The sequence below is a fragment of the Micromonospora sp. NRRL B-16802 genome (assembly GCF_001279555.1).
Taxonomy (GTDB): domain Bacteria; phylum Actinomycetota; class Actinomycetes; order Mycobacteriales; family Micromonosporaceae; genus Micromonospora; species Micromonospora profundi.
Genome location: NZ_LGEB01000086.1, coordinates 337,967 through 363,094 on the forward strand (window position 1 = coordinate 337,967; position 25,128 = coordinate 363,094).

Annotated in this window: 17 protein-coding genes and 2 pseudogenes; 15 read left to right on the forward strand and 4 right to left on the reverse strand. The window is 70.3% G+C overall.

Annotation, left to right across the window (positions count from 1 at the left end):
• Positions 1-116 precede the first annotated feature (116 nt).
• Together ADK66_RS24775 and ADK66_RS24780 are read right to left on the reverse strand one after the other, a co-directional pair.
• A complete protein-coding gene (locus tag ADK66_RS24775) occupies positions 117-1,748 on the reverse strand; it encodes a glycoside hydrolase family 13 protein (protein WP_053659278.1) in 1,632 nt (543 codons plus the stop codon).
• Positions 1,749-1,780: 32 nt separating this feature from the next.
• The gene (locus ADK66_RS24780; RefSeq protein ID WP_053659280.1) at positions 1,781-2,827 is read right to left on the reverse strand and encodes a LacI family DNA-binding transcriptional regulator; all 1,047 of its coding nucleotides are present in this window, start codon (positions 2,825-2,827) and stop codon (positions 1,781-1,783) included.
• A 197-nt stretch (positions 2,828-3,024) separates the two neighbouring features.
• Between ADK66_RS24780 and ADK66_RS24785 the strand changes: the two are divergent.
• From ADK66_RS24785 to ADK66_RS24840, 12 genes and pseudogenes are all read left to right on the forward strand, one after another.
• Positions 3,025-4,273: pseudogene (locus ADK66_RS24785) on the forward strand (maltose ABC transporter substrate-binding protein).
• Positions 4,273-5,903: pseudogene (locus ADK66_RS24790) on the forward strand (ABC transporter permease subunit). Before ADK66_RS24785 ends, ADK66_RS24790 begins: the two co-directional pseudogenes overlap by 1 nt.
• Positions 5,900-6,814 (forward strand): sugar ABC transporter permease, encoded by a 915-nt coding sequence (locus tag ADK66_RS24795; RefSeq protein WP_053659282.1) that lies wholly within the window; start codon positions 5,900-5,902, stop codon positions 6,812-6,814. Before ADK66_RS24790 ends, ADK66_RS24795 begins: the two are co-directional and overlap by 4 nt.
• A gap of 142 nt (positions 6,815-6,956) precedes the next feature.
• Positions 6,957-8,768, forward strand: a complete 1,812-nt coding sequence (locus ADK66_RS24800; protein WP_053659284.1) for a glycoside hydrolase family 13 protein — start codon at positions 6,957-6,959, stop codon at positions 8,766-8,768.
• A 173-nt stretch (positions 8,769-8,941) separates the two neighbouring features.
• Entirely contained in the window at positions 8,942-9,283 is a 342-nt protein-coding gene (locus ADK66_RS24805) for a hypothetical protein (RefSeq protein WP_053659491.1), read from the forward strand.
• 276 nt (positions 9,284-9,559) lie between these two features.
• A complete protein-coding gene (locus tag ADK66_RS24810; protein WP_053659286.1) occupies positions 9,560-10,627 on the forward strand; it encodes a BMP family protein in 1,068 nt (355 codons plus the stop codon).
• Positions 10,628-10,717: 90 nt separating this feature from the next.
• A complete protein-coding gene (locus tag ADK66_RS24815; RefSeq protein WP_312877384.1) occupies positions 10,718-12,427 on the forward strand; it encodes an ABC transporter ATP-binding protein in 1,710 nt (569 codons plus the stop codon).
• Positions 12,424-13,779, forward strand: coding sequence for an ABC transporter permease (locus ADK66_RS24820; RefSeq protein ID WP_053659288.1), 1,356 nt, complete (start codon positions 12,424-12,426; stop codon positions 13,777-13,779). The genes ADK66_RS24815 and ADK66_RS24820 overlap by 4 nt, the downstream gene beginning before the upstream one ends.
• A 3-nt stretch (positions 13,780-13,782) precedes the next feature.
• On the forward strand, positions 13,783-15,066 hold the full coding sequence (locus ADK66_RS24825) for an ABC transporter permease (RefSeq protein ID WP_053659290.1): 1,284 nt from the start codon (positions 13,783-13,785) through the stop codon (positions 15,064-15,066).
• 58 nt (positions 15,067-15,124) lie between these two features.
• The gene (locus tag ADK66_RS24830) at positions 15,125-15,838 is read left to right on the forward strand and encodes a cytidine deaminase (RefSeq protein ID WP_053659292.1); all 714 of its coding nucleotides are present in this window, start codon (positions 15,125-15,127) and stop codon (positions 15,836-15,838) included.
• A 135-nt stretch (positions 15,839-15,973) separates the two neighbouring features.
• Complete coding sequence (locus ADK66_RS24835) at positions 15,974-17,257, forward strand: thymidine phosphorylase (protein WP_053659294.1); 1,284 nt, start codon at positions 15,974-15,976, stop codon at positions 17,255-17,257.
• A 112-nt stretch (positions 17,258-17,369) separates the two neighbouring features.
• A complete protein-coding gene (locus ADK66_RS24840; protein WP_053659296.1) occupies positions 17,370-18,050 on the forward strand; it encodes a DUF4272 domain-containing protein in 681 nt (226 codons plus the stop codon).
• An 8-nt stretch (positions 18,051-18,058) separates the two neighbouring features.
• Here ADK66_RS24840 and ADK66_RS24845 read toward each other — a convergent pair whose 3' ends face one another.
• A complete protein-coding gene (locus tag ADK66_RS24845; protein ID WP_053659298.1) occupies positions 18,059-19,072 on the reverse strand; it encodes a putative RNA methyltransferase in 1,014 nt (337 codons plus the stop codon).
• Between the two features lie 83 nt (positions 19,073-19,155).
• On the opposite strand from ADK66_RS24845, the gene ADK66_RS24850 reads away from it, so the two are divergent.
• Entirely contained in the window at positions 19,156-20,235 is a 1,080-nt protein-coding gene (locus ADK66_RS24850; RefSeq protein ID WP_053659300.1) for an adenosine deaminase, read from the forward strand.
• A gap of 5 nt (positions 20,236-20,240) precedes the next feature.
• On the opposite strand, the gene ADK66_RS32440 is transcribed toward ADK66_RS24850, so the two are convergent.
• On the reverse strand, positions 20,241-20,534 hold the full coding sequence (locus ADK66_RS32440) for a hypothetical protein (protein WP_231640178.1): 294 nt from the start codon (positions 20,532-20,534) through the stop codon (positions 20,241-20,243).
• 502 nt (positions 20,535-21,036) lie between these two features.
• Between ADK66_RS32440 and ADK66_RS24860 the strand changes: the two genes are divergently transcribed.
• Positions 21,037-24,705, forward strand: coding sequence for a sensor histidine kinase (locus ADK66_RS24860; protein WP_053659303.1), 3,669 nt, complete (start codon positions 21,037-21,039; stop codon positions 24,703-24,705).
• The gene (locus ADK66_RS24865; RefSeq protein WP_007455462.1) at positions 24,702-25,106 is read left to right on the forward strand and encodes a roadblock/LC7 domain-containing protein; all 405 of its coding nucleotides are present in this window, start codon (positions 24,702-24,704) and stop codon (positions 25,104-25,106) included. Before ADK66_RS24860 ends, ADK66_RS24865 begins: the two co-directional genes overlap by 4 nt.
• The last annotated feature ends 22 nt before the right edge of the window (positions 25,107-25,128 follow it).

Below are 25,128 nucleotides of genomic sequence, written 5' to 3' on the forward strand. Positions count from 1 at the left end.
CGCGGACGAATCCGCGTGGCGCCGGTGCACCTCACCCCCCACCACAAGGGGCCGGTACCCCAGTCGCCCGCCGGCGCGGGGCACGGCGGACGACCAGGTCCAGATCGGTTACCCGCTCAGCGCCGTTCCAACCAGGCGGTTGCGTCGACGGGCAGCAGTTGGCCGGAGCCCTGCCCGGTGAGCGGCTCGCTGGCGAGGATCGGCTCGCCGTACCCGTCGATGAGGACTGGTGCGCCGCTGAGGTTCACCACGCAGGTCAGCACTGTCGAGCCGGCGGTGCGGGAGAAGGCCAGCACACCTGGCTCACCTTCCAGCCAGGCGACCCCGCCGGCGTCCACGGCCAGCGCCGGGTGTTCGTGGCGGATCCGCAGGGCGGCCCGGTACAGCTCCAGCGTCGAGCCGGGCACGCCGGTCTGCGCGGCGACAGACAGGGCACGCCAGGTCGCCGGGGCGGGCAGCCAGCTCACCTCGCTGCCGGCTGGCCCGAAGCCGTACGGCGGCAGGTCGCCGCTCCACGGGATGGGCACCCGGCAGCCGTCGCGGCTCTCGCCGGTACGCAGGAATGCCGGGTCCTGCCGTAGCTCGTCGGGGAGGTCGAGGACCTCGGGCAGGCCCAGTTCCTCGCCCTGGTAGAGGTAGGCGGAGCCGGGCAGGGCGAGCATCAGCAGGCTGGCGGCGCGTGCCCGACGCAGCCCTTCGGCGCCGTCGCCGTAGCGGGTGACATGCCGCTGCTTGTCGTGGTTGGACAGCACCCAGGTGGTGGGCGCACCGACCACCTGCGACTCGGCAAGTGCGGTGTCGATCACCTTGCGGAACGAGTCGGCCGACCAGGTGGCGTCGAGGAAGTCGAAGCTGAACGCCTGGTGCAGCTCGTCCGGGCCGATGTAGCGGGCCAGCCGCTCGGGGGTCTCGGCCCACGCTTCGGCGACCGCCATCCGACCGCCCGGGTAGCTGTCCAGGACGGGCCGCCACGTGCGGTAGATCTCGTGGACCTCGTCCTGGTCGAAGTACGGCAGTCGGCCCTTGCCGAGCAGTTCGACCTGGCGCTGGCCTGTCGTCATCGTGCTGAAGCCGACGTCGGGCAGCCCTTCGGCCTTGATCATCCCGTGTGCCACGTCGATCCGGAAGCCGTCCACACCTCGGTCCAGCCAGAACCGCAGCACGTCGAGGAACTCGGCGCGGACCTCCGGGTGCCGCCAGTTCAGGTCCGGCTGGGTCGGGTCGAAGAGGTGCAGGTACCACTGGCCGTCCGCGACCCGGGTCCAGGCGGGGCCGCCGAAGATGCTCTCCCAGTCGTTCGGCGGCAACTCGCCGTGCGCGCCCTGACCGTCGGCGAAGAGGTAGCGCGCCCGCTCGGGCGAGCCGGGGCCCGCGGCGAGGGCGGCGGTGAACCACTGGTGCGCGCTGGAGGTGTGGTTGGGCACCAGGTCGACGATGATGCGCAGGTCGAGGGCGTGCGCGTCGGTGATCATCGCGTCGAAGTCGGCGAGCGTGCCGAACATCGGGTCGACGTCCCGGTAGTCGGCGACGTCGTACCCGCCGTCGACCATGGGGGAGGTGTAGAAGGGGGTCAACCAGAGCGCGTCCACGCCCAGGTCGCGCAGGTATGGCAGGCGCTGCCGGATGCCCTGGAGGTCCCCGACGCCGTCGCCGTTGCTGTCGGCGAAGCTGCGCACGTAGACCTGGTAGACGACAGCGGAGCGCCACCAGTCGTCGTCGGCGTGGGGCAGGGGGGCAGTCCTGATCATTCGAGCAATATGCCGGTCCCCTGCTGCAAGAGTCAAGCAGATCTTGCGTAAGAGAGTTGCGCGCCAGCCGGCGCGACAGCTGTCGAGCCGCGCACCACGAGTTCCGGGCGGAACAGGTATTCCGAGTGCGGGGCACCATGCCCGTTGATCTCGTCCACCAGGGCCCGGACCGCTGCCACCGCCATCGCGGCGACCGGCTGGCGCATCGTGGTCAACGGCGGGTCGGTGAAGGCCATCAGCGGCGAGTCGTCGTAGCCGACCACCGAGAGATCGCCGGGAACGGTCATGCCGCGCTGCCGCGCCGCCCGGACCGCGCCGAGCGCCATCAGGTCGGAACCGCAGACCACGCCTGTGACGCCCCGATCCAGCAGGCGACTGGCAGCCGCCTCGCCACCCTCCACACCGAACAGTGACAACTCGGCAAAGGATCCCAGGTCGGCCTCGGCGACGCCGGCCAGCCGGGTCATCGCCGCTCGCCAGCCAGCCACCTTGCGCTGCACCGGCACGAACCGGTCCGGGCCGGTGATCAGGCCGATCCGCCGGTGCCCGAGCGCCACGAGGTGGGCCACGGCCAGTTCGGCGGCTTCCCGGTCGTCGCAGGAGACGAATGGTGCGCCGATGCCGGGGACGTACCCATTGATCATCACGACGGGTAGCGGTCGGGCGAGCAGCGCCCGGTAGCGGTCATGGTTGGCGGCGGTGTCGGCGTGCAGGCCGGAGACGAAGACGATCCCGGAGACCTGCCTGTCCAGCAGCATCTCCACGTACTCGTCCTCGGTGACGCCGCCGGCGGTCTGCGTGCAGAGCACCGGTGTGAACCCGCTCTGCGCCAGGGTGGACTCGATGACCTGCGCAAACGCGGGGAAGATAGGGTTGTCCAGCTCCGGCACGACCAGGCCGACCAGCCCGGCGCTGCGCTTGCGCAGGCGGGCCGGGCGCTCGTAGCCGAGCACGTCCAGGGCGGTGAGAACGGCCTGCCGGGTCTCCGGAGCCACGCCGGGGCGGTCGTTGAGCACCCGCGACACCGTGGCCTCGCTGACTTCAGCCTGCTGGGCGATGTCGGACAGTCGAGCGCGCATGGCGGCACTTTAGCCCACCGGCAAGTTCTTGCGTGGGCCTCTGCAAGAGCTTCCATAATCTGCAACCTCTTGCTAACGTCCCGGCAACGTGAGAGCAGTGGCGCAGCATCGCTGTGCCGGTTGGCAAGAACTTCCAGAGTTCCCACTGGCGGAGCCGCCCTTCCCCCGGCGGACCCGCCATGACGACAGGAGTACCGATGCGCATCCGTACCGCGGGTGTGGTCGCCCTCTTCGCCCTGGCGCTCGCCGCCTCCGGGTGTGGCGGCGACAGCGACGAACCGGCCGCCAACGAATCCCCCAAGGCCGCCGGCGGCAAGCTGGTGATCTGGGCGGACGACAAGCGGACCGCCGCCCCTCAAGCCGTTCGCCGATGAGTTCGGCAAGGAGAACGGCGTGACCGTCGAGGTCCAGGCCGTCAGCAAGGACCTGCAGACCAACTTCGTCACCGCCTCCCAGCAGGGCAGCGGCCCGGACGTCGTGGTCGGCGCGCACGACTGGATCGGCAACCTGGTCCAGAACGGCGCCATCGACCCGGTGCAGCTCCCGGCCGAGCAGAAGAGCGGCTTCAACGAGACCGCGGTCAAGGCGGTCACCTTCAACGGCCAGCTCTACGGCGTGCCGTACGCCACCGAGAACGTGGCGCTGATCCGCAACACCGAGCTGGCCCCCGACGCGCCGAAGACCATTGAGGACCTGGTCGCCGCCGGCAAGAAGCTCAAGGCCGACAAGAAGGCCAGTGAGATCCTGTGCCTCCAGTCCGGCCAGAACGGCGACTCGTACCACATCTACCCGCTCTACACCTCGGGCGGCGGCTACCTGTTCGGCACGTCGGCCAACGGCGACTACGACCCGAAGGACCTGGGCGTGGGCAAGCCCGAGTCGATCGCGGCCTTCCAGAAGATCGCCAAGCTCGGCGAGAAGGGCGACGGGGCGCTGAAGCGCTCCATCACCCCGGAGAACGCGATCTCCACGTTCACCAGCAAGAAGTGCGCCTACCTGGTGTCCGGCCCGTGGGCCGTCGCCGACGCCAAGAAGGCGAACATCTCCTACGACATCTCCCCGGTCCCCGGCTTCGCCGGCGGCAAGGAAGCCCAGCCGTTCGTGGGCGTGCAGGCGTTCTACGTCGCCAGCAAGGGCAAGAACAAGGCGCTGGCCCAGGAGTTCGTCACCAACTACGTGACCAAGCCCGAGCTGGCCGTCGCGCTGTACAAGGCCGAGCCGCGCCCGCCGGCGCTGACCGCCGCTTTCGACCAGGTGAAGGGCGAGGACCCGGACCTGGCGAAGTTCTCCGAGGCCGGCAAGAACGGCCACGTGCTCCCGGCGATCCCGGCCATGGCCGCGATCTGGGACCCGTTCGGTAAGGCGGAGGCCGCCATCATCGGCGGTGCCGACCCGGCCACGACGATCACCGCCGCCGGCAAGACGATCCAGGGTCAGATCAAGTAATGAGCGCGCCGCTGTCCGGCCCGGGGTCCACGAGGACCCCGGGCCGGGAGCCCGTTCGCCCTGGGCTGTCCCGTACCGCGCGGCATCACGCGCCGATCACCGCGACCGGCCTCGTCGGCAAGGTGATCCTGCTCGGCCTGGTGGCCGGGATCGCGATCTGGGCGGCGTTCCCGCTCATCGAGGCCGAACCTGGATCGGGCTGGGCATCCTGGCGGCCACCACCGCCGGCCTGTACTACCTCTACCTGAGCCGCCGGCACATCCCTGCGAAGTATCTGGTGCCCGGCACGCTGTTCCTTATCGCCTTCCAGGTCGTCCCGGTGCTCTACACGGCGAGCACCGCGTTCACGAACTTCGGCGACGGCCATCGCGGCAGCAAGGACGACGCGATCGTCGCGATCCAGACCGCCTCGGTGAAGCAGGTCCCCGGCTCGACCGAGTACGCCCTCACCGTCGCCACCGACGGTGACCCGGCGACCGGCGCCCTTGTCTTCCTGCTCACCGACCCGAAGACCAAGGAGGTCTTCGCGGGAGACGCGGACGGGTTGCGCAAGCTCGACGCCGCCGACGTCACGGTCAGCAGCCTCAGCGGCAAGATCACCGCCGCGGACGGCTACACAGTGCTGAACATTGGGCAGGCCAGCGGGCGCAGCGACGCCGTCACCGCGCTCATCGTGCCCACCGACGACGGTGCGATCCGCTCCAACGGCCTCACCCGCGCTTACGAGGGCAAGGCCGCCCGGGCGTACGACGAGGCGTGCGACTGCGTCAGAGACAGCGAAACCGGCAGGACCTGGACCGCCGACGAGGAGTCCGGCTCCTTCGTCGCCGCCGACGGCGAGCGGCTCGCCCAGGGCTGGAAGGTCGACGTCGGGCTGAAGAACTTCAGCACAGTGCTCACCGACCCGAACATCTCCGGGCCGTTCTTCGGCACGCTGGCCTGGAACTTCGCCTTCGCGATCGCCTCCACGGGCCTCACGTTCCTGCTCGGCATGGCCATCGCGCTGGCGCTGCACTCGCCCCGGATGAAGGGCACCAACTTCTACCGGGTGCTGCTGATCCTGCCGTACGCGATGCCGTCGTTCGCGATGCTGCTGATCTGGCGGGACATGTTCAACACCGACTTCGGTCTGCTCAACAACCTGTTCGGACTGAACGTGGACTGGTTCGGCGGCACCTGGTCGGCCCGGATCGCTGTGGTGCTGGTGCAGCTCTGGCTCGGCTACCCGTACATGTTCCTTGTCGCCACCGGCGCGTTGCAGGCCATCCCGCGGGAGCTGACCGAGGCGACCTCGGTCGACGGCGCGTCGCCCTGGCAGTCGTTCCGGGCGGTCACCCTGCCGCTGCTGCTGGTGGCGCTCTCGCCGCTGCTCATCGCGTCGTTCGCGTTCAACTTCAACAACGTCAACGCGATCCTGTTCACCACCGAGGGCGGACCGTTCGCGCCGGACAACCCGACGAACGGCGCCACCGACCTGCTGATCACGTACACCTACCGGCTGGCGTTCGGCGCCCAGGGTGCCGAGTTCGGGCTGGCCGCCACTGTCTCGATCTTCATCTTCGCGATCGTGGCGACGGTGTCGGCGATCAGCTTCCGGCGGACCCGCAAACAGGAGGAGGTGTACTCGTGACAAGCACTGTGGACACTCCCACGGCCAACCGTGACCAGGCCGGTCGCAAGCCGGTCCGCCGGACGCGCAAGCGCTGGTTCGCCCAGGTGGGCTGGCGGCACCTGGTCGGCGTGCTGGCGGTGGCGTTCAGCCTCTTCCCGATCCTGTTCGTGATCTCGGCGGCGTTCAACCCACTCGGCACGCTCTCCTCCACCGAGCTGCTGCCCACCGGGGCGTCGCTGGAGAACTTCGTCAACCTGTTCGACCGGACCGCGTTCGGCCACTGGTTCCTCAACTCGCTGCTGCTGGCGGGCGTGGCCAGCTTCGCGTCGATCTTCCTGTCGTCGCTCGCCGCGTACGCGTTCTCCCGGATGCGTTTCTCCGGACGCCGGGTCGGCCTGCTCGCGCTGCTGCTGATCCAGATGTTCCCGCAGTTCCTGGCGATCGTGGCGATCTTCCTGATCTTCACCACGCTCACCGACCTCTACCCGTCGATCGGCTTCAACACCCCGTGGGGCCTGTTCCTGCTCTACATGGGTGGCGCGCTGGGCGCGAACACCTGGCTGATGAAGGGCTTCTTCGACACCCTGCCGAAGGAGCTGGACGAGTCGGCGACCATGGACGGCGCGTCGCACGTGCAGATCTTCTTCCGGATCATGCTGCCGCTGGTAGCCCCGATCCTGGCGGTGACCGGCCTGCTCGCGTTCATCGGGTCGATCAACGAGTTCATCATCGCCAACGTGTTCCTCACCGAACCCGAGTCGAAGACCCTCGCGGTCGGCATGTACGGCCTGGTGGCCGGCGAGCGCAACAACAACTTCGGGATGTTCGCGGCGGGCACGTTGCTCACCGCGATCCCCACGGTGCTGGTGTTCCAACTCCTCCAGCGCTACATCGTCTCCGGGCTCACCTCCGGGGCGGTAAAGGGCTGAGCCTCCTCGGCTCACGCTGCGGCAAGGGCGTCGTGTCGACGTACACCGGAGCGGTTCGGAGGGCGGGCCGCCGCGGTCGGGTGAACCGGCCGCGGCGGGTGACCGCCCCCCTTCCTGTCCGTACGACGCGAAAGGCAGCACCATGCCCCTCCAGGCGCACCACGACGGCTCCGCCACCTACGTCCCCGAGCAGGAGCCCGCGCTCGGGCAGACCGTTCCGGTCTTCGTCCGGGTACCGGCCGGCACCGGCGTCCGCCAGGTGCACGTGCGCACCACGGGCGACGGCGAGCCGCGCTTCTCCGAGGCCGAGATCGACCGCACCGAGGACGGTGACGTGTGGTGGCGGGCCGACGTCGAGGTCCGCAACCCGGTCAGCAACTACCGTTTCCTGCTCGACGGCGAGCACGGCACCCGCTGGCTGAACGCCGCCGGCCTGGCCGACCACGACGTGCCCGACAACGGCGACTTCAAGCTTGTCAGCTACGCCCCGCCGCCGGCCTGGGCGCGGGACGCGGTTATCTACCAGATCTTTCCGGACCGGTTCGCCCGCTCCGCCGCCGCCGACGGCCGCACCCTGCCGGACTGGGCCATCGGCTGCGACTGGGACACCCCGGTCATCGGCCGGGGACCGGAGACGCCCCGCCAGCTCTACGGCGGCGATCTCGACGGCGTCACCGAACACCTGGACCACCTGGACCGGCTCGGGGTCAACACCGTCTACCTCACGCCGGTCTTCCCGGCCCGCTCCAACCACAGGTACGACGCGGCGAGCTTCGACACCGTCGACCCGCTGCTGGGCGGGGACGCGGCGCTGGCCCGTCTCGCCGACGCGGTGCACGCCCGGGGCTGGCGGCTGCTCGGCGACATCACGAGCAACCACACCGGCGATGCCCACGCATGGTTCACCGCCGCCGTCTCCGACGTGAACGCCCCGGAACGCGACCTGTACTACTTCGACCTGCCCGGCGGGGATTTCGAGTCCTGGAACGGCGTCAAGTCGCTGCCGAAGCTCAACTGGGGCAGCACGGAGCTGCGCCGTCGCTTCGCCACCGCCGAGGATTCGCTGCTGCGTCGCTGGCTGCGCCCGCCGTACGGGCTGGACGGCTGGCGGGTCGACGTGGCGAACATGACCGGGCGGCGGGGCGCGGACGCGTACACCCACGAGGTGGCGCGGCTGCTGCGCGAGGTCGTGGCGCAGACCCGCCCGGACGCGCTGCTGCTCGCCGAGCACGGCCACGACCACACCGGCGACCTGGACGCCGACGGCTGGCACGGGACCATGAACTACGTCGGCTTCACCGACCCGGTGTGGTCCTGGCTGCGCCACGGCGACGACCCGGTGCCGAACTTCCTCGGCACCCCGGGCGGGGTACGGCGGCGTGACGCGGGCGCGGTACTCGCCACGATGAACGCCTACCGGTCGCTGGTGTCCTGGCGGTCGTACACCCACTCCTGGCAACTGCTCGGCTCGCACGACTCGGCCCGTATTCGCACGGTGGTCGGCGACGCGGCCAGGCAGGAGGTGGCCGCCGGTCTGCTCGCCACGATGCCCGGTACGCCTGTGGTGTTCGCAGGGGACGAGCTGGGCCTCACCGGCACGAACGGGGAGGGCTCGCGTACCCCGATGCCGTGGCACCGGCCGGAGAGCTGGGACCGGCGCACGTTCGACGCGTACCGGTCGTTGTTGACGCTGCGCCGCGACGAGCCGGCGCTGCGGCGCGGCGGCCTGCGCTGGGTGCACGCGGACGCGGACACGCTCGTCTTCCTGCGGGAGGCGCCGACCTCCACGGTGCTGGTGTTGGCCAGGCGCGGGCCCGGTGCCCCGGTGCGGCTGTCGGGCCTGAAGCCCGGCGACAACATCCAGGGCGGCGCGGCACCCCTGCGCCCCGACACCGAGGGCGCTGTGACCCTCCCCGCCGAAGGCCCCACCTTCCAGGTCTGGCGCCTGTCCTAGCTCCACCCGCTTGCAGCCCTCGCGATCTTGCAGTTTCGGTCGGCTTCTCGTGGTTGTTGTCCCGTATGTCGAGGCAGCAACTGCAAGATCGCGGGGGGAGGTGGGTCACGGTATGGCGGCGGCACGGCGGGGCGACTACTACAAAGCGTCGTTGTTGAGGGACAATGGCCCGCGTGGAAGCTCTTCGACTGATCCTTCTCTACGTCCATCTGATCGGCTTCGCGCTGCTGCTCGGCGGCGGGATCGCCCAATATGTCACCGGCCGGCTGCGGGTCAACGCCGCCATGCTCTGGGGGTCGGTGATCCAACTTGTCACAGGCATCGGACTGTCCGCGCCGCTGCGCGACGGCGACGAACCGGCCCCCGCGAAGCTTGTTACCAAGTTGGTGCTCGCACTGCTGATCTTTGTCATGGTCTTCTTCTCTCGTAAGCGGGAGAGCGTGAACCGTGGCCACTTTCTCGCGATCGTCGGGTTGACCCTGGTCAACGCGGCAGTAGCGGTGTTCTGGCGTTAGTTCGCCAGGCATTGGGGAACCACGGAGAAACGGACGTTCGCGACACCCGCATGGTCGCCGATCTGCACGAGAAGTGATTTGCCGCACCCCAGGGTTACGCCGGGGTAACGGACGTTCAACAGTCGTGCACGATTGGCGGCCGGTGGGTGGGCGCGGGCGTACGCTCCCGTCCGTAACGTGGGACGCCGGCGGCACACGCAGGCCGGCGCAAGGGCTGCCCACCGCGCATGACGCGGTGGGCAATGGGAAGGAGACGTCTTGCGCTCTGTGCGTGGGATGCGGATCGCCTCCGCCTTCGTGGCGGGTGGCCTCGTGCTGGGCGCTGCCGCTTGTGGTGAGGCTCCCGATGACGACAACAACGCCGGTAGTGGCGCCAAGAAGTTCAGCGCCTGCATGGTGACCGACGTCGGCGGCATCGACGACAAGTCGTTCAACACGTCGGCCTGGAAGGGTCTGCAGGAGGCCAAGGCCGCCAACGACAACATCGACATCAAGTACGTGGCGTCGAAGGCTGAGGCCGACTACGAGCCCAACCTGACGCAGTACGTCAACCAGAAGTGCGACTTCATCCTGGCCGTCGGTGGCCTGATGGAGACCGCCACCAAGAAGATCGCCGAGGCGAACCCGAACCAGCACTTCGGCATCGTCGACGGCAACCCGAAGGTGGACAACGTCTACCCGATGCAGTTCGACACCGCCCAGGCCGCGTTCCAGGCGGGCTACCTGGCCGCCGGGATGAGCAAGTCCGGCAAGGTGGGCACCTACGGTGGTCTGCCGATCCCGCCGGTGACCATCTTCATGGACGGCTTCGTCGACGGTGTGGCGTACTACAACACCACGAAGAAGAAGGACGTCCAGGCGCTCGGCTGGAACAAGGAGACCCAGAAGGGTTCCTTCTCCAACGCCTTCGACAAGCAGGACGAGGGCAAGAAGGTCTCCGACGCGCTTGTCGCCCAGGGTGCGGACATCATCATGCCGGTCGCCGGTGGCGCCGGTCTCGGCACCACGAGCGCGGCCAAGGCCTCGGGTGGCAAGTACAGCACCATCTGGGTGGACGTCGACGGCTGCGAGAGCACCCCGGACTGCTCCGCGATCATCACGACGGTCGTCAAGAACATCCCGGGCGCCGTCAAGGAGGCCGTGCTGAAGGCCGCCGGTGGCGACAAGCTGCCGGCCACGCCGGGCTTCGTCGGCACCCTTGCCAACGACGGTGTCTCGATCGCCCCGTACCACGACTTCGACAGCAAGGTTCCGGCCGAGCTGAAGGCCGAGGTCGACAAGATCAAGGCGGACATCGCCGCCGGGACCATCACGGTCAGCTCGAAGGCCCAGCCGGCCAAGTGACAACCGGCCGTCCCATGCGGTGAGATCATCGCAGGGGCGGCTGGACAGGTACGACAGATCCGGCCGCTCCGGCACCGCGGGTGACCACCCGTGGAGCCGGAGCGGCCGATCGTGCGCCACGGTGACCGTGTCGGTCCGACCCGGTCGACCGGCAGCTACGCTGCACCATCGCTCGCACTCCAGGAGGTTGCGCTGAGACTCGAACTGCGCGGCATCACCAAGCGGTTCGGTGATCTGGTCGCCAACGACCACATCGATCTGACGGTGGAGCCTGGAGAGATTCACGCCCTGCTCGGCGAGAACGGCGCGGGCAAGTCGACACTGATGAACGTCCTCTACGGGCTCTACCAGCCCGACGAGGGCGAGATCCTTGTCGACGGCAAGCCGTTGAAGCTGCGGGGCCCGTCCGACGCGATCGGCGCCGGGATCGGCATGGTGCACCAGCACTTCATGCTGGTGCCGGTCTTCACCGTGACGGAGAATGTCATGCTCGGCGCCGAGCAGGTCAGGGGCGGCATCGGCGGCTTCCTGGATCGGCGGCGGGCCCGGCGCGAGGTCACCGAGGTGTCCGAGCGCTACAACCTGCGGGTCGACCCGGACGCTGTGATCGAGGACCTGCCGGTCGGCATCCAGCAGCGCGTCGAGATCGTCAAGGCGCTCACCCGCGACGTCGACCTGCTCATCCTGGACGAGCCCACAGCGGTGCTCACCCCCCAGGAGACCGAGGAGTTGTTGACTGTCATGCGGGCGCTCAAGGCCGCCGGCAAGTCGATCGTCTTCATCACCCACAAGCTCGGCGAGGTAAAGGCGATCGCCGACCGGATCACGGTGATCCGGCGCGGCAAGACCGTCGGCACCGCCTCCCCGGAGGCCAGCCGGGACGAACTGGCCGCGCTGATGGTCGGCCGCAGCGTGCGCCTCACAGTCGACAAGTCGCCTGCCACACCGGGCGAGCCGGTGCTGGAGGTGGCCGGGCTGGTCGTTGACGACGACCGGCAGATCCGGGCCGTCGACGGTGTCGACCTGACCGTACGCGCGGGCGAGGTGCTCGGCGTAGCGGGCGTGCAGGGCAACGGCCAGACCGAGCTGATCGAGGCGATCATGGGCCTGCGCCCGGTGCTCGCCGGCACTGTGAGCCTGAGTGGCGACCGGATCGACGGCTGGACGACAAAGAAGGTGCTCCGCGCCGGCGTCGGCTACGTCCCCGAGGACCGCAGCGTGGACGGCCTGGTCAAGGAGTTCAGCGTCGCGGAGAACCTGGTGCTGGACATCTACGACCGGCCGCCGTTCGGCTCCGGGTTCGCTCTCCGGCCGGACGCGATCGCGTCCTCGGCGAAGGAGCGGATCGAGCAGTTCGACGTCCGTACCTCGTCGGCCGAAGCGTCGGTGGGCACCCTGTCCGGCGGCAACCAGCAGAAGGTGATCGTGGCCCGGGAGTTGTCCCGGCCGCTGAAGCTCTTCATCGCCGCCCAGCCGACCCGTGGCGTCGACGTCGGTTCGATCGAGTTCATCCACAGCCGGATCATCCGCGAGCGGGACGTCGGTACCGCCGTCCTGGTGGTCTCCAGCGAGCTCGACGAGGTGGTCGCGTTGGCCGACCGGATCGCGGTGATGTACCGCGGCCGGATCATCGGCGTCGTCGCCCCGGACACCCCGCGCGAGGAGATCGGCCTGTTGATGGCCGGCATCAGCCCGGACGCCGCCGCCGAGTCCGGCGCGGCACCCACCGCCGACGACCCCGGCACAGCAGGCAGGGGCCCGGCGAGCGCCGACGGCCCCGCGAGCGAGGACGAGGCATGAGCGACGTGAACCCGCAGTCGGGCTCACCGGACAAGGAACCGGCGAGCGAGGCGCAGGCGGCGCAGACCGCGCTCGGCAACACCGAGCAGGCCAGTACGGCAAACACGCCGAAGGTGTCCGAGCCGGAGCCGAAGCCGTCCCTTGGTCGCCTGTTCCTGGACAACCTGTGGGCGGCAAACACCTTCACTGTGACGCTCCTGTCGCTGGTGCTGGCGATCGTGGTCGGCGCGATCCTGATGATCATTTCTGATCCGGACGTGCTCTCCACCTACTCGTACATCACCTCCCGTCCCTCCGACGCGATCAATTCCAGTTGGACGCTTGTCAGCGAGGCGTACTCGAACCTGTTCAAGGGCGCGGTCTTCGACCCGGAGGCGTTCTCCGCCTGGGTCAGCGGCGACGGCGGGTGGCCGGCCGTGCTCGCGCCGATCTCCGAGACGCTCACCTACACCGCGCCGCTGGTCTTCACCGGCCTGTCGGTGGCGCTTGCCTTCCGGGGCGGCCTGTTCAACATCGGCGCCCAGGGTCAGGCCATGATCGGTGTGATCCTCGCGGCGGTGGCCGGCTTCCTGCTGCCGCTGCCGCCCGTGCTGCACCTGCTTGTGGCGGTGCTTGCCGGTGCCCTGGGTGGGGCGATCTGGGGTTTCATCCCCGGCATCCTCAAGGCCCGTGCCGGCGCGCACGAGGTGATCAACACGATCATGCTGAACTACGTGGCCACGTACTTCCTGGCCTGGATCATCGTGCAGAACGGTGTGCAGGACCCGGCCCGTGCGGACGCGATCAGCAGGGCTGTGGAAAGCTCCGCCCAGCTGCCCCGACTGTTCGGCGACAACCTGCGCGTGCACACCGGCATTCTGCTCGCCGTGCTTGCCACCTGGGCCGTCGCCTGGCTGCTCAACCGCTCCACGCTCGGCTTCGAGCTGCGCGCGGTCGGCGCCAACCCGGACGCCGCCCGGACGGCCGGCATCAGCGTCACCAAGACGTACGTCCTGATCATGGTCTTTGCCGGCATCCTGGCCGGTCTGGGCGGCGCGAACATGGTCCTGGGCTCCACCGCGAGCGCGTTGACCCCCCTGGTGATCGCGCAGATCGGCTTCGACGGCATCCTGGTGGCGCTGCTCGGCCGGGTGAAGCCCTGGGGAGTGCTGCTCGCCGCGCTGCTGTTCGGTGCGCTCCAGGCCGGCGGCAACCGGATGCAGTCGTACTCCGGCATCTCGCTGGAGCTGGTGACAGTGCTCCAGGCGCTGATCGTCATCTTCATCGCCGCCCCCGCCCTGGTGAAGGCGATCTTCCAGCTCCGGGCGGCGCGGGCCGCCCGGTTGCAGACGAGCCTGGCGAAGGGCTGGTAACGCATGTCCACCATGGCTGTCCCCGACGTCGCGGTCGCCGCGGTCGACGAGGGCTTCTGGACCCGCAACCGCAAGGTCGGCGCCGTGCTGCTGGCGCTCGGGCTGCTCTCGACAGTGCTCTTCGGCGCGCTCGCCACCGACCAGCAGGCCCGTTTCACGCTCAGCGACGACGCGGCCGGTGCCGCGTTGGAGATCAACGGGACGATCGGCGCGATCCTGTTCGGGATCATCACGATCGCCGCCGGGGCGGCCCTGCTCGCCGACAGGCTGCCGAAACGCTGGTTCCTGCCGGTGCTCGCCGTCGGGCTGCTCGGGTTCGTGCTGTCCTTCCTCTGCTGGCAGGTCTCGGCCGCGCCGGCCGGGCAGAACTTCATGCCGCTTGTCAACATCATCCGGGGCACCTTCATCCTGGCCCTGCCGCTGATCTTCGGCGCGCTCGCCGGGGTGCTGTGCGAGCGCTCCGGTGTGGTGAACGTGGCCATCGAGGGTCAGCTGCTGATGGGCGCGTTCAGCGGTGCGCTGTTCGGCAGCATCTCGGGCAGCGTCTGGGTGGGCCTCGTGGCCGCCGCGATCGGTGGCGCGTTCATCTCGCTGCTGCTTGCCGTCTTCGCCATCCGCTACCTGGTCGACCAGGTCGTCATCGGCATCGTGCTGAACCTGTTCGCGGTCGGCGTGACCGGCTTCCTCTACGAGCGGCTTATGCAGACCGACGCGGAGAGGTACAACAGCGCACCGCGCTTCAGCAACTGGGAGATCCCGCTGCTGAAGGACATCCCGGTGCTCGGGCCGGCGCTGTTCCGCGGCAACATCTTCCTCTACCTCGGCCTGCTCCTGGTCCTGGTGATCCACATCGCGCTGTTCCGGACCCGTTGGGGGCTGCGCACCCGGTCGGTCGGCGAACACCCGATCGCCGCCGACACCCTCGGCGTCAAGGTGCTGCGGGTGCGCTACCGCAACGTCCTGCTGGCCGGCGTGGTCGCGGGCATCGGCGGTGCGTCCTACACGCTGGCCCTCTACTCGTTCACCAAGAACATGATCGGCGGTAAGGGCTTCATCGCGCTCGCCGCGCTGATCTTCGGCCGGTGGAACCCGACAGGCGCGCTGCTCGCCGCGCTCTTCTTCGGCTTCGCCGACCAGCTCGCCACCTACCTCGGCGCGATCAACAGCGCTATCCCCAGTCAGTTCCTGGCCATGCTGCCCTACCTGGCGACGATCCTCGCGGTCGCAGGGCTGGTCGGTAAGGTCCGCGCGCCCGCCGCCGACGGCAAGCCGTACGTCAAGGGCTGAGCATGGCGGCTGCGCCCCTGCCGGCTTCCGGCCTGGGCTACTTCGGCAGAATGGTGACATGACCGACATTGACTGGGAGCTACTGCGCGCCGTCGCCACGGAGGCGATGCGGCACGCGTACGCCCCGTACTCGTCGTTCCCGGTCGGGGCTGCCGCCCTTGTCGACGACGGTCGCGTGGTGGTCGGCTGCAACGTGGAGAACGCCGGGTACGGGGTGACGCTCTGCGCCGAGTGCGGTGTCGTGTCCAGCCTGCACGCCACAGGTGGCGGTCGACTCGTGGCGCTCTCCTGCGTCGACGCCACGGGCGAGCCGTTGATGCCGTGCGGTCGGTGCCGGCAACTGCTGTGGGAACACGGCGGCCCGGAATGCCTCGTCGAGGCGAAGGGCGGCCCGCTGCGGATGGCCGAGCTGCTGCCGCACGCCTTCGGCGTGGAGGACCTGGAGGCGGTCACCGGTGAGACGCCGGTGCCTGTGGTTCCCGAGCGGCTGGCCGCCTGGCGTGGGCGCGGCACCGTCTTCGTACACGCGGACATGTCCGCCGGCCAGCAGGTCTGGACGGCGTACTGGGAGCGGTCGGCAGGCGACGACGCGGGCGCCGAGACCGGTGTGCTGGAGGAGGCGCCCAGCTGGGGCGACCCGGCGGAGGCCATCGCCTGGGGTGCGGCCCGCACCCCCCGGGTCGTGGTGGTGGACGCCACCGGCACGATCTTCTGGGCCGGCGAGGGTGAGCCGCCCGCGGAGATCCCGGTGCGCTGGTCTGCTGCTGGTTGAGCTTGGGGGCGGAGGCCGACCGTGCCCGGCTCCGGGCGGTCAGGCTTGATCCCTCCGCCGGGCACGGTCGGCCCCCGCCCCACATGGCCGGCGGCCGTCGGTCGGGATCTGCAACAGACTAGGGAAGATCTTCTGATGAGTAGTGGTTTTGCTGCTGTTGACGTCATTCGGGCCAAGCGGGACGGGGGCGTGCTGTCGGACGCCCAGATCGACTGGGTGGTCGACGCGTACACCCGGGGGGTGGTCGCCGACGAGCAGATGTCCGCGCTGGCCATGGCGATCCTGCTCAACGGCATGACCGGGCCGGAGATCGCCAGGTGGACCGCCGCGATGATCGCCAGCGGTGAGCGGCTCGACCTGTCGGCGGTACGCCGGCCGACAGTCGACAAGCACTCCACAGGCGGCGTCGGCGACAAGATCACCCTGCCGCTCACTCCGCTCGTGGCGGCGTGCGGCGCGGCCGTGCCGCAGCTCAGCGGCCGGGGCCTCGGGCACACCGGCGGCACGCTGGACAAGCTGGAGTCGGTCCCCGGCTGGCGGGCCGCGTTGAGCAACGACGAGTTCATCACCCAGCTCGGCGACGTCGGCGCGGTGATCTGCGCGGCCGGTGCCGGGCTCGCCCCCGCCGACCGCAAGCTGTACGCGCTGCGTGACGTGACAGGCACAGTGGAGGCGATCCCGCTGATCGCCAGCTCGATCATGAGCAAGAAGATCGCTGAGGGCACCGGCGCGCTGGTCCTGGACGTCAAGGTCGGCTCGGGCGCGTTCATGAAGTCCGTCGACCAGGCCCGCGAGCTGGCCCGCACGATGGTCGAGCTGGGTGGCGCGCACGGCGTACGGACGGTCGCCCTGCTCACCGACATGTCCACCCCGCTCGGCCTGGCGATCGGCAACGCCGTCGAGGTGACCGAGTCGGTCGAGGTGCTTGCCGGTGGGGGACCGGCCGACGTGGTGGAGCTGACGCTGGCCCTGGCCCGGGAGATGCTCGACGCCGCCGGTCTGTCGGACGCCGACCCGGCCGCCGCGCTGCGGGACGGCCGCGCCATGGACACCTGGCGGGCGATGATCCGCGCGCAGGGCGGCGACCCGGACGCCCCGATGCCGACCGCGCCGGAGGTCGAGGTGGTCCGCGCCGAGCAGGACGGGTACGTGGCGGCCGTCGACGCGTACGCCATGGGGGTTGCGGCCTGGCGTCTCGGCGCGGGCCGCGCCCGCAAGGAGGACCCGGTCAGCGTGCCGGCCGGGGTGGTGCTGCACAGGCGGCCGGGCGACGCGGTGCGGGCCGGCGACCCCCTCTACGAGTTGCGCGCCGACGACGCCACGCGGATCCCGGCGGCGCTTGCGGAGGCCGCCCGCGCGGTGCGGATCGCGCCCGCCGCGCCGGCCGCGACGCCGCTTGTCATCGAGCGGATCGGCTGACCCGGGCGGACGGCCGGGCCGGCATGGTGTCGGTCACCGGGGAGCGCTATTGTCGCAGGCCAAGGGGGGACGAGCGGCCCTGAGCCGTCGCGAGCAGACAGGATGATCCGCCGTGACCGTACCTGCCCCCGACCCACGTGAGGTGCGCGAGGCGAGCCTGGACGAGCTGTCCCGGCTCGGCCTGCCGTTGCCGCCGGCACAGTTCCCGCTCGTCTGGGAGCCGGGTGACGAGATCGAGCTACGCCCGACGGTGGAGATCGAGGCGCGGATCGCCGTGCTGCACCTGATCCTGGCCCGCTGCTTCGGGATGCCCCCGCAGGCGGCGATGAGTTGGCTGCTCGGTTCGCACCTGGTGGAGATGGTCACCCCGCCGGAGTGGCAGTTCGTCATGGGCGGCAAGGGCGACCACCGCTCGTTCGTGCTGCACCACGACGCGCTGTTCGCGCTGGCCTGGGTGCTGGGACTGAGCAAGCAGCTCGACCCGACCCTGGCCGTGGACGAGCGGCTTGTCGAGCGGCTGCCGCACATCGCCGACGGTGAGACGTTCTCCCACTGGCGGACGAGGATCCTTGCCGCTCCGCAGCATCCGGCCGACGCGGCAGCCCTGCTCGACCTGCACTACTGCCTGGACTGGGCTTACCTGGAGACCGAGCGGGGTGGCCAGCGTGCGCCGGGGCTCGTCGACGCGAACGCGATCGGCCAGCGGCGCTGGGCGCTGGAGTGGGCGGTGATCCTGCGCGGGCCGTACCACGACGAGCCGCCCGGCTGGGAAGAGGTCGACCTCTCCACCTGAGCCTGCGCTCAGCGGGGCCGGTGGGCGTCGAGGTGGACCGCCACTGTCACCCGGACCGGTTCGGGAAGCGCGGCCAGGCGGGCGGCCAACGCGCCCGGGTCGGTGTGCCAGGCGCTCGGCCCCATCCCGACCAGGGTGGCCACCTCGGTGCGGGTGAGCGTCAGCTCGGCACGGTGCACAGTCGAGCTGACCGGAGTGAAGTGCCCGCCCAGGCTGGCGGCCACCCGGTCGGCCTTGTCCGGGTCCACCCGCAGCAGGTCGAGGGCGTCCACCAGTTCGGTGAGGTGGTCGGCGGCGGGCGTGACCACCAGCAGCGTGCCGGCCGGGTCGAGCACCCGGTGGAACTCCGGCCCGTTGCGCGGCGCGAACACGTTAAGCAGCACGGCCGCCGAGGCGTCGGCGAGGGGCAGCCGCTGCCAGGTGTCGGCGAGCGCAGCGGCCGCCCGGGGGTGCGCGCGTGCCGCGCGGCGCAGCGCCGGCTTGGAGACGTCAAGGGCCAGACCCACGGCGTCCGGTAGCGCCGCCAGCACCGCGCCGAGATACCGGCCGGTGCCGGCGCCGGCATCCACCACAAGGGGGTACGCCCTGACGTCAGGCGCCGGCGCTTCGACCCGTACCCCTGTTGGTGTGTCCCCTGCTCTGCTTACCTCCGCGCAACAGATCTGCCCGGAAACCGGTGCGTGGGTTGAAGCAGAGCAAAGGGCGGACGGCGGGGTCGGTGCCAGCGGCGGCGTGGCCGTCGCACGGAGCCGGACCACAGCCTCCGTCGCGGCGGCGGCGAGTGCGTCCGAGATGACGTCGTAGTGGCCGGCGGCCTGGAAGTCGGCCCGGGCGGCGATCATCTCGGCGGTGTCCCCGACGTGCGGGGCGCGACCGGCGAGCAGGTTCACGTAACCCTGACGGGCGATGTCGAAGCTGTGCCGGCGCGGGCAGCGCAGCGCCCGGGCGGTGCCTGCGGTCACCTCGGCCAGCGGATCCCCGCACACCGGGCAGCGCAGCCGTTCGAGGATGCGGAGGTCCACGTCAGGCCGCCGAGCTGTATCCACGAACCGAGTCTAGGCCGGTCCTGTCCCGACCCAGGAGGGTCGCTGACTAGGGTCTGAGCATGGTCGCAACTATCCGGTACGAGGACATCGTCAAGGCTCCGAAGGCACTGCTGCACGACCACCTCGACGGTGGCCTGCGGCCGGCGACGATCGTCGAGCTGGCGGCGGAGGTCGGCCACGAGCTGCCCACCACCGACCCGGAGGCGCTCGGGCGCTGGTTCGTCGAGGCCGCCGACTCCGGCTCGCTGGAGCGCTATCTGGAGACGTTCGCGCACACAGTGGCGGTCATGCAGACCGCGCCGGCGCTGCGCCGGGTGGCCCGTGAGTGCGCGCTGGACCTGGCCGCCGACGGGGTGGTCTACGCCGAGGTGCGTTTCGCCCCGGAGCAGCACCTTGAGCAGGACCTGAGCCTCGACGAGGTGGTCGAGGCGGTCCTCGCCGGGTTCGCCGAGGGCACCGCGCTGGCCGTCGAGGCGGGCCTGACCATCCGGGTAGGCACCCTGCTCACCGCGATGCGGCACGCCGCCCGTTCCCAGGAGATCGCCGAGCTGGCGGTGCGGCACCGGGACGCCGGGGTGGTCGGCTTCGACATCGCCGGCGCCGAGGCCGGCTTCCCGCCCACCCGGCACCTGGACGCCTTCGAGTATCTCCAGCGGGAGAACTTCCACTTCACCATCCACGCCGGTGAGGCGTTCGGCCTGCCGTCCATCTGGCAGGCCATCCAGTGGTGCGGCGCGGACCGGCTCGGGCACGGCGTGCGGATCGTCGACGACATCACCCCCGGCGGTACCCCGGTGCTGGGCCGGCTGGCCGCGTACGTCCGCGACAAGCGGATCCCCCTGGAGCTGTGCCCCTCGTCGAACGTGCAGACCGGCGCGGTGGACTCGATCGCGGACCACCCGATCGGCCTCCTGCGGGACCTGCGGTTCCGGGTCACCGTCAACACCGACAACCGGCTGATGAGCGGCACCTCCATGTCGCGGGAGATGTTCCTGCTGGCCGAGACGTTCGGCTACGGCTGGCGGGAGTTGCAGTGGTTCACCATCAACGCGATGAAGAGCGCCTTCATCCCGTTCGACGAGCGACTCCGGATCATCGACGAGGTGATCAAGCCGGCGTACGCGAAGCTGCTGGCCTGAATCGTTCAGGCGTGCGGGTGGCTGGCGAGCAGGCCGGCCACCCGGTGCAGCACCTCCCGGGCGCGGGCCGCCTCCGCGCCCAGCCCGGTCTGCCGGCGTAGCACCGCGGGCTCCGCCCGCAGCAGCGCCACTCCGCGCCGGAGCAGCACCCGAGGTGCCTTGCGCTGCTCGGCCAGATCCCTGGCGAGCCGGCGTAGGAAGGTAGCCCCGCGCGGCCGGCGCAGCGCGTACGCCCCGGCGAGCAGCCCTCGCCGACGGCACTCCTCGACGATCTCGGCGGCGAAAATCCCTTCGGCCACGAAAAGTGGCGATCCGTCGACTTCAAATGCCCGAGTGGCCACCCGACGATCAGCGCCGATCGCATAAACCGGCACATCGGCTCGACCTTCGCGGGCGAGTCGCGCAATCGTATCGACGGCCGTCCGGGCGTCCCAGGACTGCGGCGAATCCCAATCCACCTGCCCGTTTCGACGGGGCAACGTAGGGTCATCGCCGTTCTTGTAAAAGTCGTCCAGACACAGCACCGGGAGGCCGGTTTGCCGTGCTATGTACGACTTTCCGGAGCCAGACGGGCCGGCGAGCAAGATAACGCGGTACTGATGTTCCATTACCTTCAGTTACTCCGACCAGACGGACTGCGATCAAATCGTATCAACATCTCATCACACCTCCCGCAGGTGACAACCTGGGCTTTCTTCTTGCCGGGCGTCGTGATGGAATCTCGGGGGTCCGACCCGCCGGGTCGGTCGCTGAGCGTTGCCCGGGGCAACGCGCTGAAGCTGTAATCGCGAGGGCGGTGACGTGAGCAAACGGCCAAAGACGGCGGGCTCCTTCCTGTCGCGGCTAGGCCGGCCGGCCAGCCGGCTCCGGGACATGCCGATCTGGTCCAAGCTCGGTCTCATCATGATCGTGCCGACCATCGCCACGGTCGTGGTGGGCACCAGTGGTCTCGTCGACCACCTGGAGACGCTCAACAACGCCGACCGAGCCGGCGACCTGGCCAGTCTGTCGAGCTACTCCGGTGCTCTGGTCGACACACTGCAGGACGAGCGGACCACCGCCGTGCTGCTGTTGCAGGCGACCGGCACGCAGCCGAAGGCGCAGTACCAGGAGGCGTACAACCGGGTGAACACCCGGGTCGACCAGACGACCGGCCCCTACCGCCAGCAGCGTGGCCAGCTTGAGGACCTGCCGGGCAGCCTCGACGGCCTGCTCAGCGGCATCGACCAGAGCCTGAAGGACCTGCCGGGTGTCCGCAGCCAGGTCTTCAACGGCAAACTCAAGCTCGCCGAGGCCGTCCAGGCGTACGAGGGTCTGATCAACGACCTGCTCTCCATCCGTGACTCGGCCACCCAGCTCGCCGGAAACAACGACCTGAGCGACCGGATGCGGGCCGTCGCGGCCGTCGCCCGGGAGAAGGAATTCCTCGCCGTCCGCCGGGTCGTCGTGCACCGCGCACTGGGCGTCCAGGGCGGGCAACGGTTGACCCCGGCCCTGCGCACCGACTACATCGCCAGCGGCACCGGCCAGCAGCAGGCGCTGCAGAGCTTCAAGGCTGTCGCCAGCCCCGACGAGGCCAAGTTCCACGACCAGACCGTCGCCGGCGGTGACCGCCGCGAGGCGCAGAACTACATCGGCTGGATCGACGGCAACACCACAGGCGACATGCGCGGGGCGCCGTTCGGCCCGGACCAGTGGGACTCGGCCATGACGGCCAACGCCAAGCTGATCCGCAACGTCGAGTCGCAACTCGACCGCGACGTGGTCACGAAGGCCAACGACCTGCGCGCGGACGTCCAGCGCCAGGTCTTCCTGGAGACCGGCCTGCTGCTCAGCATGCTGCTGCTGGCCATCCTCTTCGCGTACCTCGTCGCCCGCTCGATGGCCCGATCTCTGCGTGAGCTGCGCCAGGGTGCCCTCTCGGTCGCCCAGTACGGTCTGCCGCAGGCGGTGGCCCGACTCCGTGACCCGCAGGTCGTAGGCCAGCTCTCCCCGGTGCAGTTGGCCAACCAGATCGCCGAGCCGCTGCCGGTCCGCAGCAAGGACGAGTTCGGCCAGGTGACCGAGGCGTTCAACGCCGTCCACCTGGAAGCCGTCCGGACGGCCGCCGAGCAGGCGACCCTGCGCGCCTCTGTCGCGACGATGTTCGTCAACCTGGCCCGCCGCTCGCAGATCCTTGTCGACCGCCTCATCGGTCACCTCGACCGGTTGGAACGCGGCGAGGAAGACCCGGACCGGCTGGCCGAGCTGTTCCAGCTCGACCACCTGGCCACCCGGATGCGCCGTAACGACGAGAACCTGCTCGTGCTCGCCGGCGCCGACTCCACACGCGTACAGCGCGAGCCCGCCGCGCTCATCGACGTGCTGCGCGCCGCCCAGTCCGAGGTCGAGCACTACACCCGGATCGAGTTCGGCGTCATCGACCGCGACATCGAGGTCGCCGCACACGCGGTGAACGACCTCGTGCACCTCGTGGCCGAACTGTTCGACAACGCCACAGCGTTCTCCCCGCCGGACTCGCAGGTGATGGTCGAGGCCCGCCGGGTCGGCGACCGCGCCTCGCTCTACGTCGAGGACCGCGGCATCGGCATCAGCCGCGAGCAGTTGAACGACCTCAACGAGCGGCTCGCAACGCCCCCGCAGGTGGACGTCGCCGTGTCCCGGATGATGGGCCTGGTCGTGGTCGCCCGGCTGGCATCGCGGCACGGGGTCCGCGTCGAGCTGCGCCCCGGCAACGATCGCGGCACGGTCGCCGAGGTGACCCTGCCGACCTCCGTGCTGGTGCCCCGGGCGCTGTCCGGCCGGCCGCAGCAGCCGCCGGCCCTGCCCGCTGCCGGCCAGCAGTACGGTGGGCCCCCGCCCGGTCTCGGCGCCCTGCCCGCGCTGGGCAACGGCCCCCGCCCCGGAGAGTCCGGCAACCAGGTCACCCTGGGCGGCCGACCGTTCGAGCCGGCCTCGCGCAACGGCGCCGGCACGCCCGCCAACGCCGGCGCGTACGGGTCGATGCCGGCCTGGTCCGACCTGACCGGTGCCAGCGCGTCGAACAGCGTCAACGGCGGCGACGGGTTCACGCCCCGGTCGGCAAACGGCCAGCAGATCGACCCGCTGCCGCAGCGCCGCGCCGGTGACGAGCCCACGACCACCGGCCAGCAGCCGGGGATTCCGCGGCAGTTGCCCAGCAGCCCGGAAGCGCGCCCGTACTCCGCGCCGCCGGTCTCCGCTCAGCCGTACTCCTCCTCGCCGGTCTCTTCCTCGCCGGCCTCCGGCCAGCCGTACTCCGGGCACCCCTACTCGGGTGCGCCGTACGGCAGCCCGCCGGTGTCCGCCGCGCCGGCCTCCGGCCAGCCCTACGGTGGCCCGCCGGTGTCCGCGTCGCCGGTCTCGGCGTCGCCCGCCTCGGGGCAGCCGTACTCCGGTCAGCCGTATTCGACGCCGCCGGCCTCCGGCCAGCCGTACTCGGCGCCGCCCGCCTCGGGGCAGCCGTACTCCGGTCAGCCGTACTCGGCGCCCCCGGCCTCCAGCCAGTCGTTCAGCGGCTTCACGCCCCGGTCCGCTCCGTCCGCACCCGCCTCCAACACCCCCGCGCCTCCGGCCTGGCCTCCGGTTCCCGGCGCGGAGCGGGACGCGCAGACCCCGCCGGTGCCCGAGCGGCTCGCCGCCGCCCTGGACATGACGACGGAACTGCCGCGGATGCCGCGCGCCGAGCAGCAGGCCGCTGCCGCCCAGCCGCAGGCATCGCCGGCCCCGGTCACGCCCGCGCCGGCCCAGAACCGTCCGGCACCCCAGCAGCCGCAGGCCCAGAACAGGCAGCGGTACGCGGACGAGACCATGGAGCTGCCGATCTTCCGGGAGCTCGAGTCGGCCTGGTTCCGTACCCGCCGTCCGGGTTCCGAGGAGGCGGCAGAGGTGGCCAAGCCGGCGGCGAACGGCGGCGACGCGACCCAGCAGTTCGCAACGGTCGAGGCCAAGGCTCGGACAGTCCACAAGACATCACCCGGGACGACAGGTAACACACCGATGGCAGACACTCCGAGCACCGGAGGAGCGCCGCGGGACAACGGGTCGACAGCGAACGGGGGCGCACGCCCCGGTCTCGCCGAGAGCCTGCCGAACCGCCGGCCCCAGCCGCAGACAAACGGCTGGCAGACCGCCGCCGACGACGGCTGGCGTGCCGCCTCGGCAGCGGCCAGCGCGGTCCCGGTGAACGAGACCACCACGACCGGTCTGCCGAAGCGCAAGCCGATGGCACAGTTGGTGCCGGGCGCGGTGGAGAAGCCCGCCACCTCGGTCCAGCGGCGTTCCCCGGAGGCGGTCCGTGGCCTGCTCTCCGCCTACCACCGGGGCGTGCAGCGAGGGCGTAGCACCTCGGACAACCCGACCAGCCCGGAGGCGACTCCGGGAGGGCAGCAATCCTCGCAGTCTGGCTCAGGCTCAGCGGCCGGGAGCGGGCAGAAGGAGCAAGAAGGATGACAACTACGCAGGATCTTGGTTGGCTGCTTGCCAACTTCGCCGACCGGGTGCCCGGTGTCGCGCATGCGGTCGCCGTCTCGGCGGATGGCCTGCTTCTCGCGTCGTCACGGGATTTGCCGCGGGACCGGGCCGACCAGCTCGCCGCGATCGCATCCGGTCTGGTCAGCCTCACCCAGGGAGCAGCCCGCTGCTTCGAGGGCGGGGCCGTACTCCAGACCGTTGTGGAGATGGACAACGGCTTCCTGTTCCTGATGTCCATCTCGGACGGTTCGTCCTTTGCGGTGTTGGCCGCCCGCAGCTCCGACGTGGGGCAGGTCGGCTACGAGATGGCGCTACTGGTCGACCGGGTGGGCGACGCCCTGACCCCGCAGCCGCGTGCGGCCGCGGGCATGCTGGGCTGACGTCGCACCGACTTGAGGTCGG

What these genes read in the sequence shown, in the direction of transcription:
- ADK66_RS24780 (WP_053659280.1), bottom strand. Translation starts at nt 2,827, where the DNA reads ATGCGCGCTCGACTGTCCGACATCGCCCAGCAGGCTGAAGTCAGCGAG.
- ADK66_RS24800 (WP_053659284.1), top strand. Translation starts at nt 6,957, where the DNA reads ATGCCCCTCCAGGCGCACCACGACGGCTCCGCCACCTACGTCCCCGAG.
- ADK66_RS24825 (WP_053659290.1), top strand. Translation starts at nt 13,783, where the DNA reads ATGTCCACCATGGCTGTCCCCGACGTCGCGGTCGCCGCGGTCGACGAG.
- ADK66_RS24830 (WP_053659292.1), top strand. Translation starts at nt 15,125, where the DNA reads ATGACCGACATTGACTGGGAGCTACTGCGCGCCGTCGCCACGGAGGCG.
- ADK66_RS24835 (WP_053659294.1), top strand. Translation starts at nt 15,974, where the DNA reads ATGAGTAGTGGTTTTGCTGCTGTTGACGTCATTCGGGCCAAGCGGGAC.
- ADK66_RS24810 (WP_053659286.1), top strand. Translation starts at nt 9,560, where the DNA reads ATGCGGATCGCCTCCGCCTTCGTGGCGGGTGGCCTCGTGCTGGGCGCT.
- ADK66_RS24820 (WP_053659288.1), top strand. Translation starts at nt 12,424, where the DNA reads ATGAGCGACGTGAACCCGCAGTCGGGCTCACCGGACAAGGAACCGGCG.
- ADK66_RS24865 (WP_007455462.1), top strand. Translation starts at nt 24,702, where the DNA reads ATGACAACTACGCAGGATCTTGGTTGGCTGCTTGCCAACTTCGCCGAC.
- ADK66_RS24850 (WP_053659300.1), top strand. Translation starts at nt 19,156, where the DNA reads ATGGTCGCAACTATCCGGTACGAGGACATCGTCAAGGCTCCGAAGGCA.
- ADK66_RS24775 (WP_053659278.1), bottom strand. Translation starts at nt 1,748, where the DNA reads ATGATCAGGACTGCCCCCCTGCCCCACGCCGACGACGACTGGTGGCGC.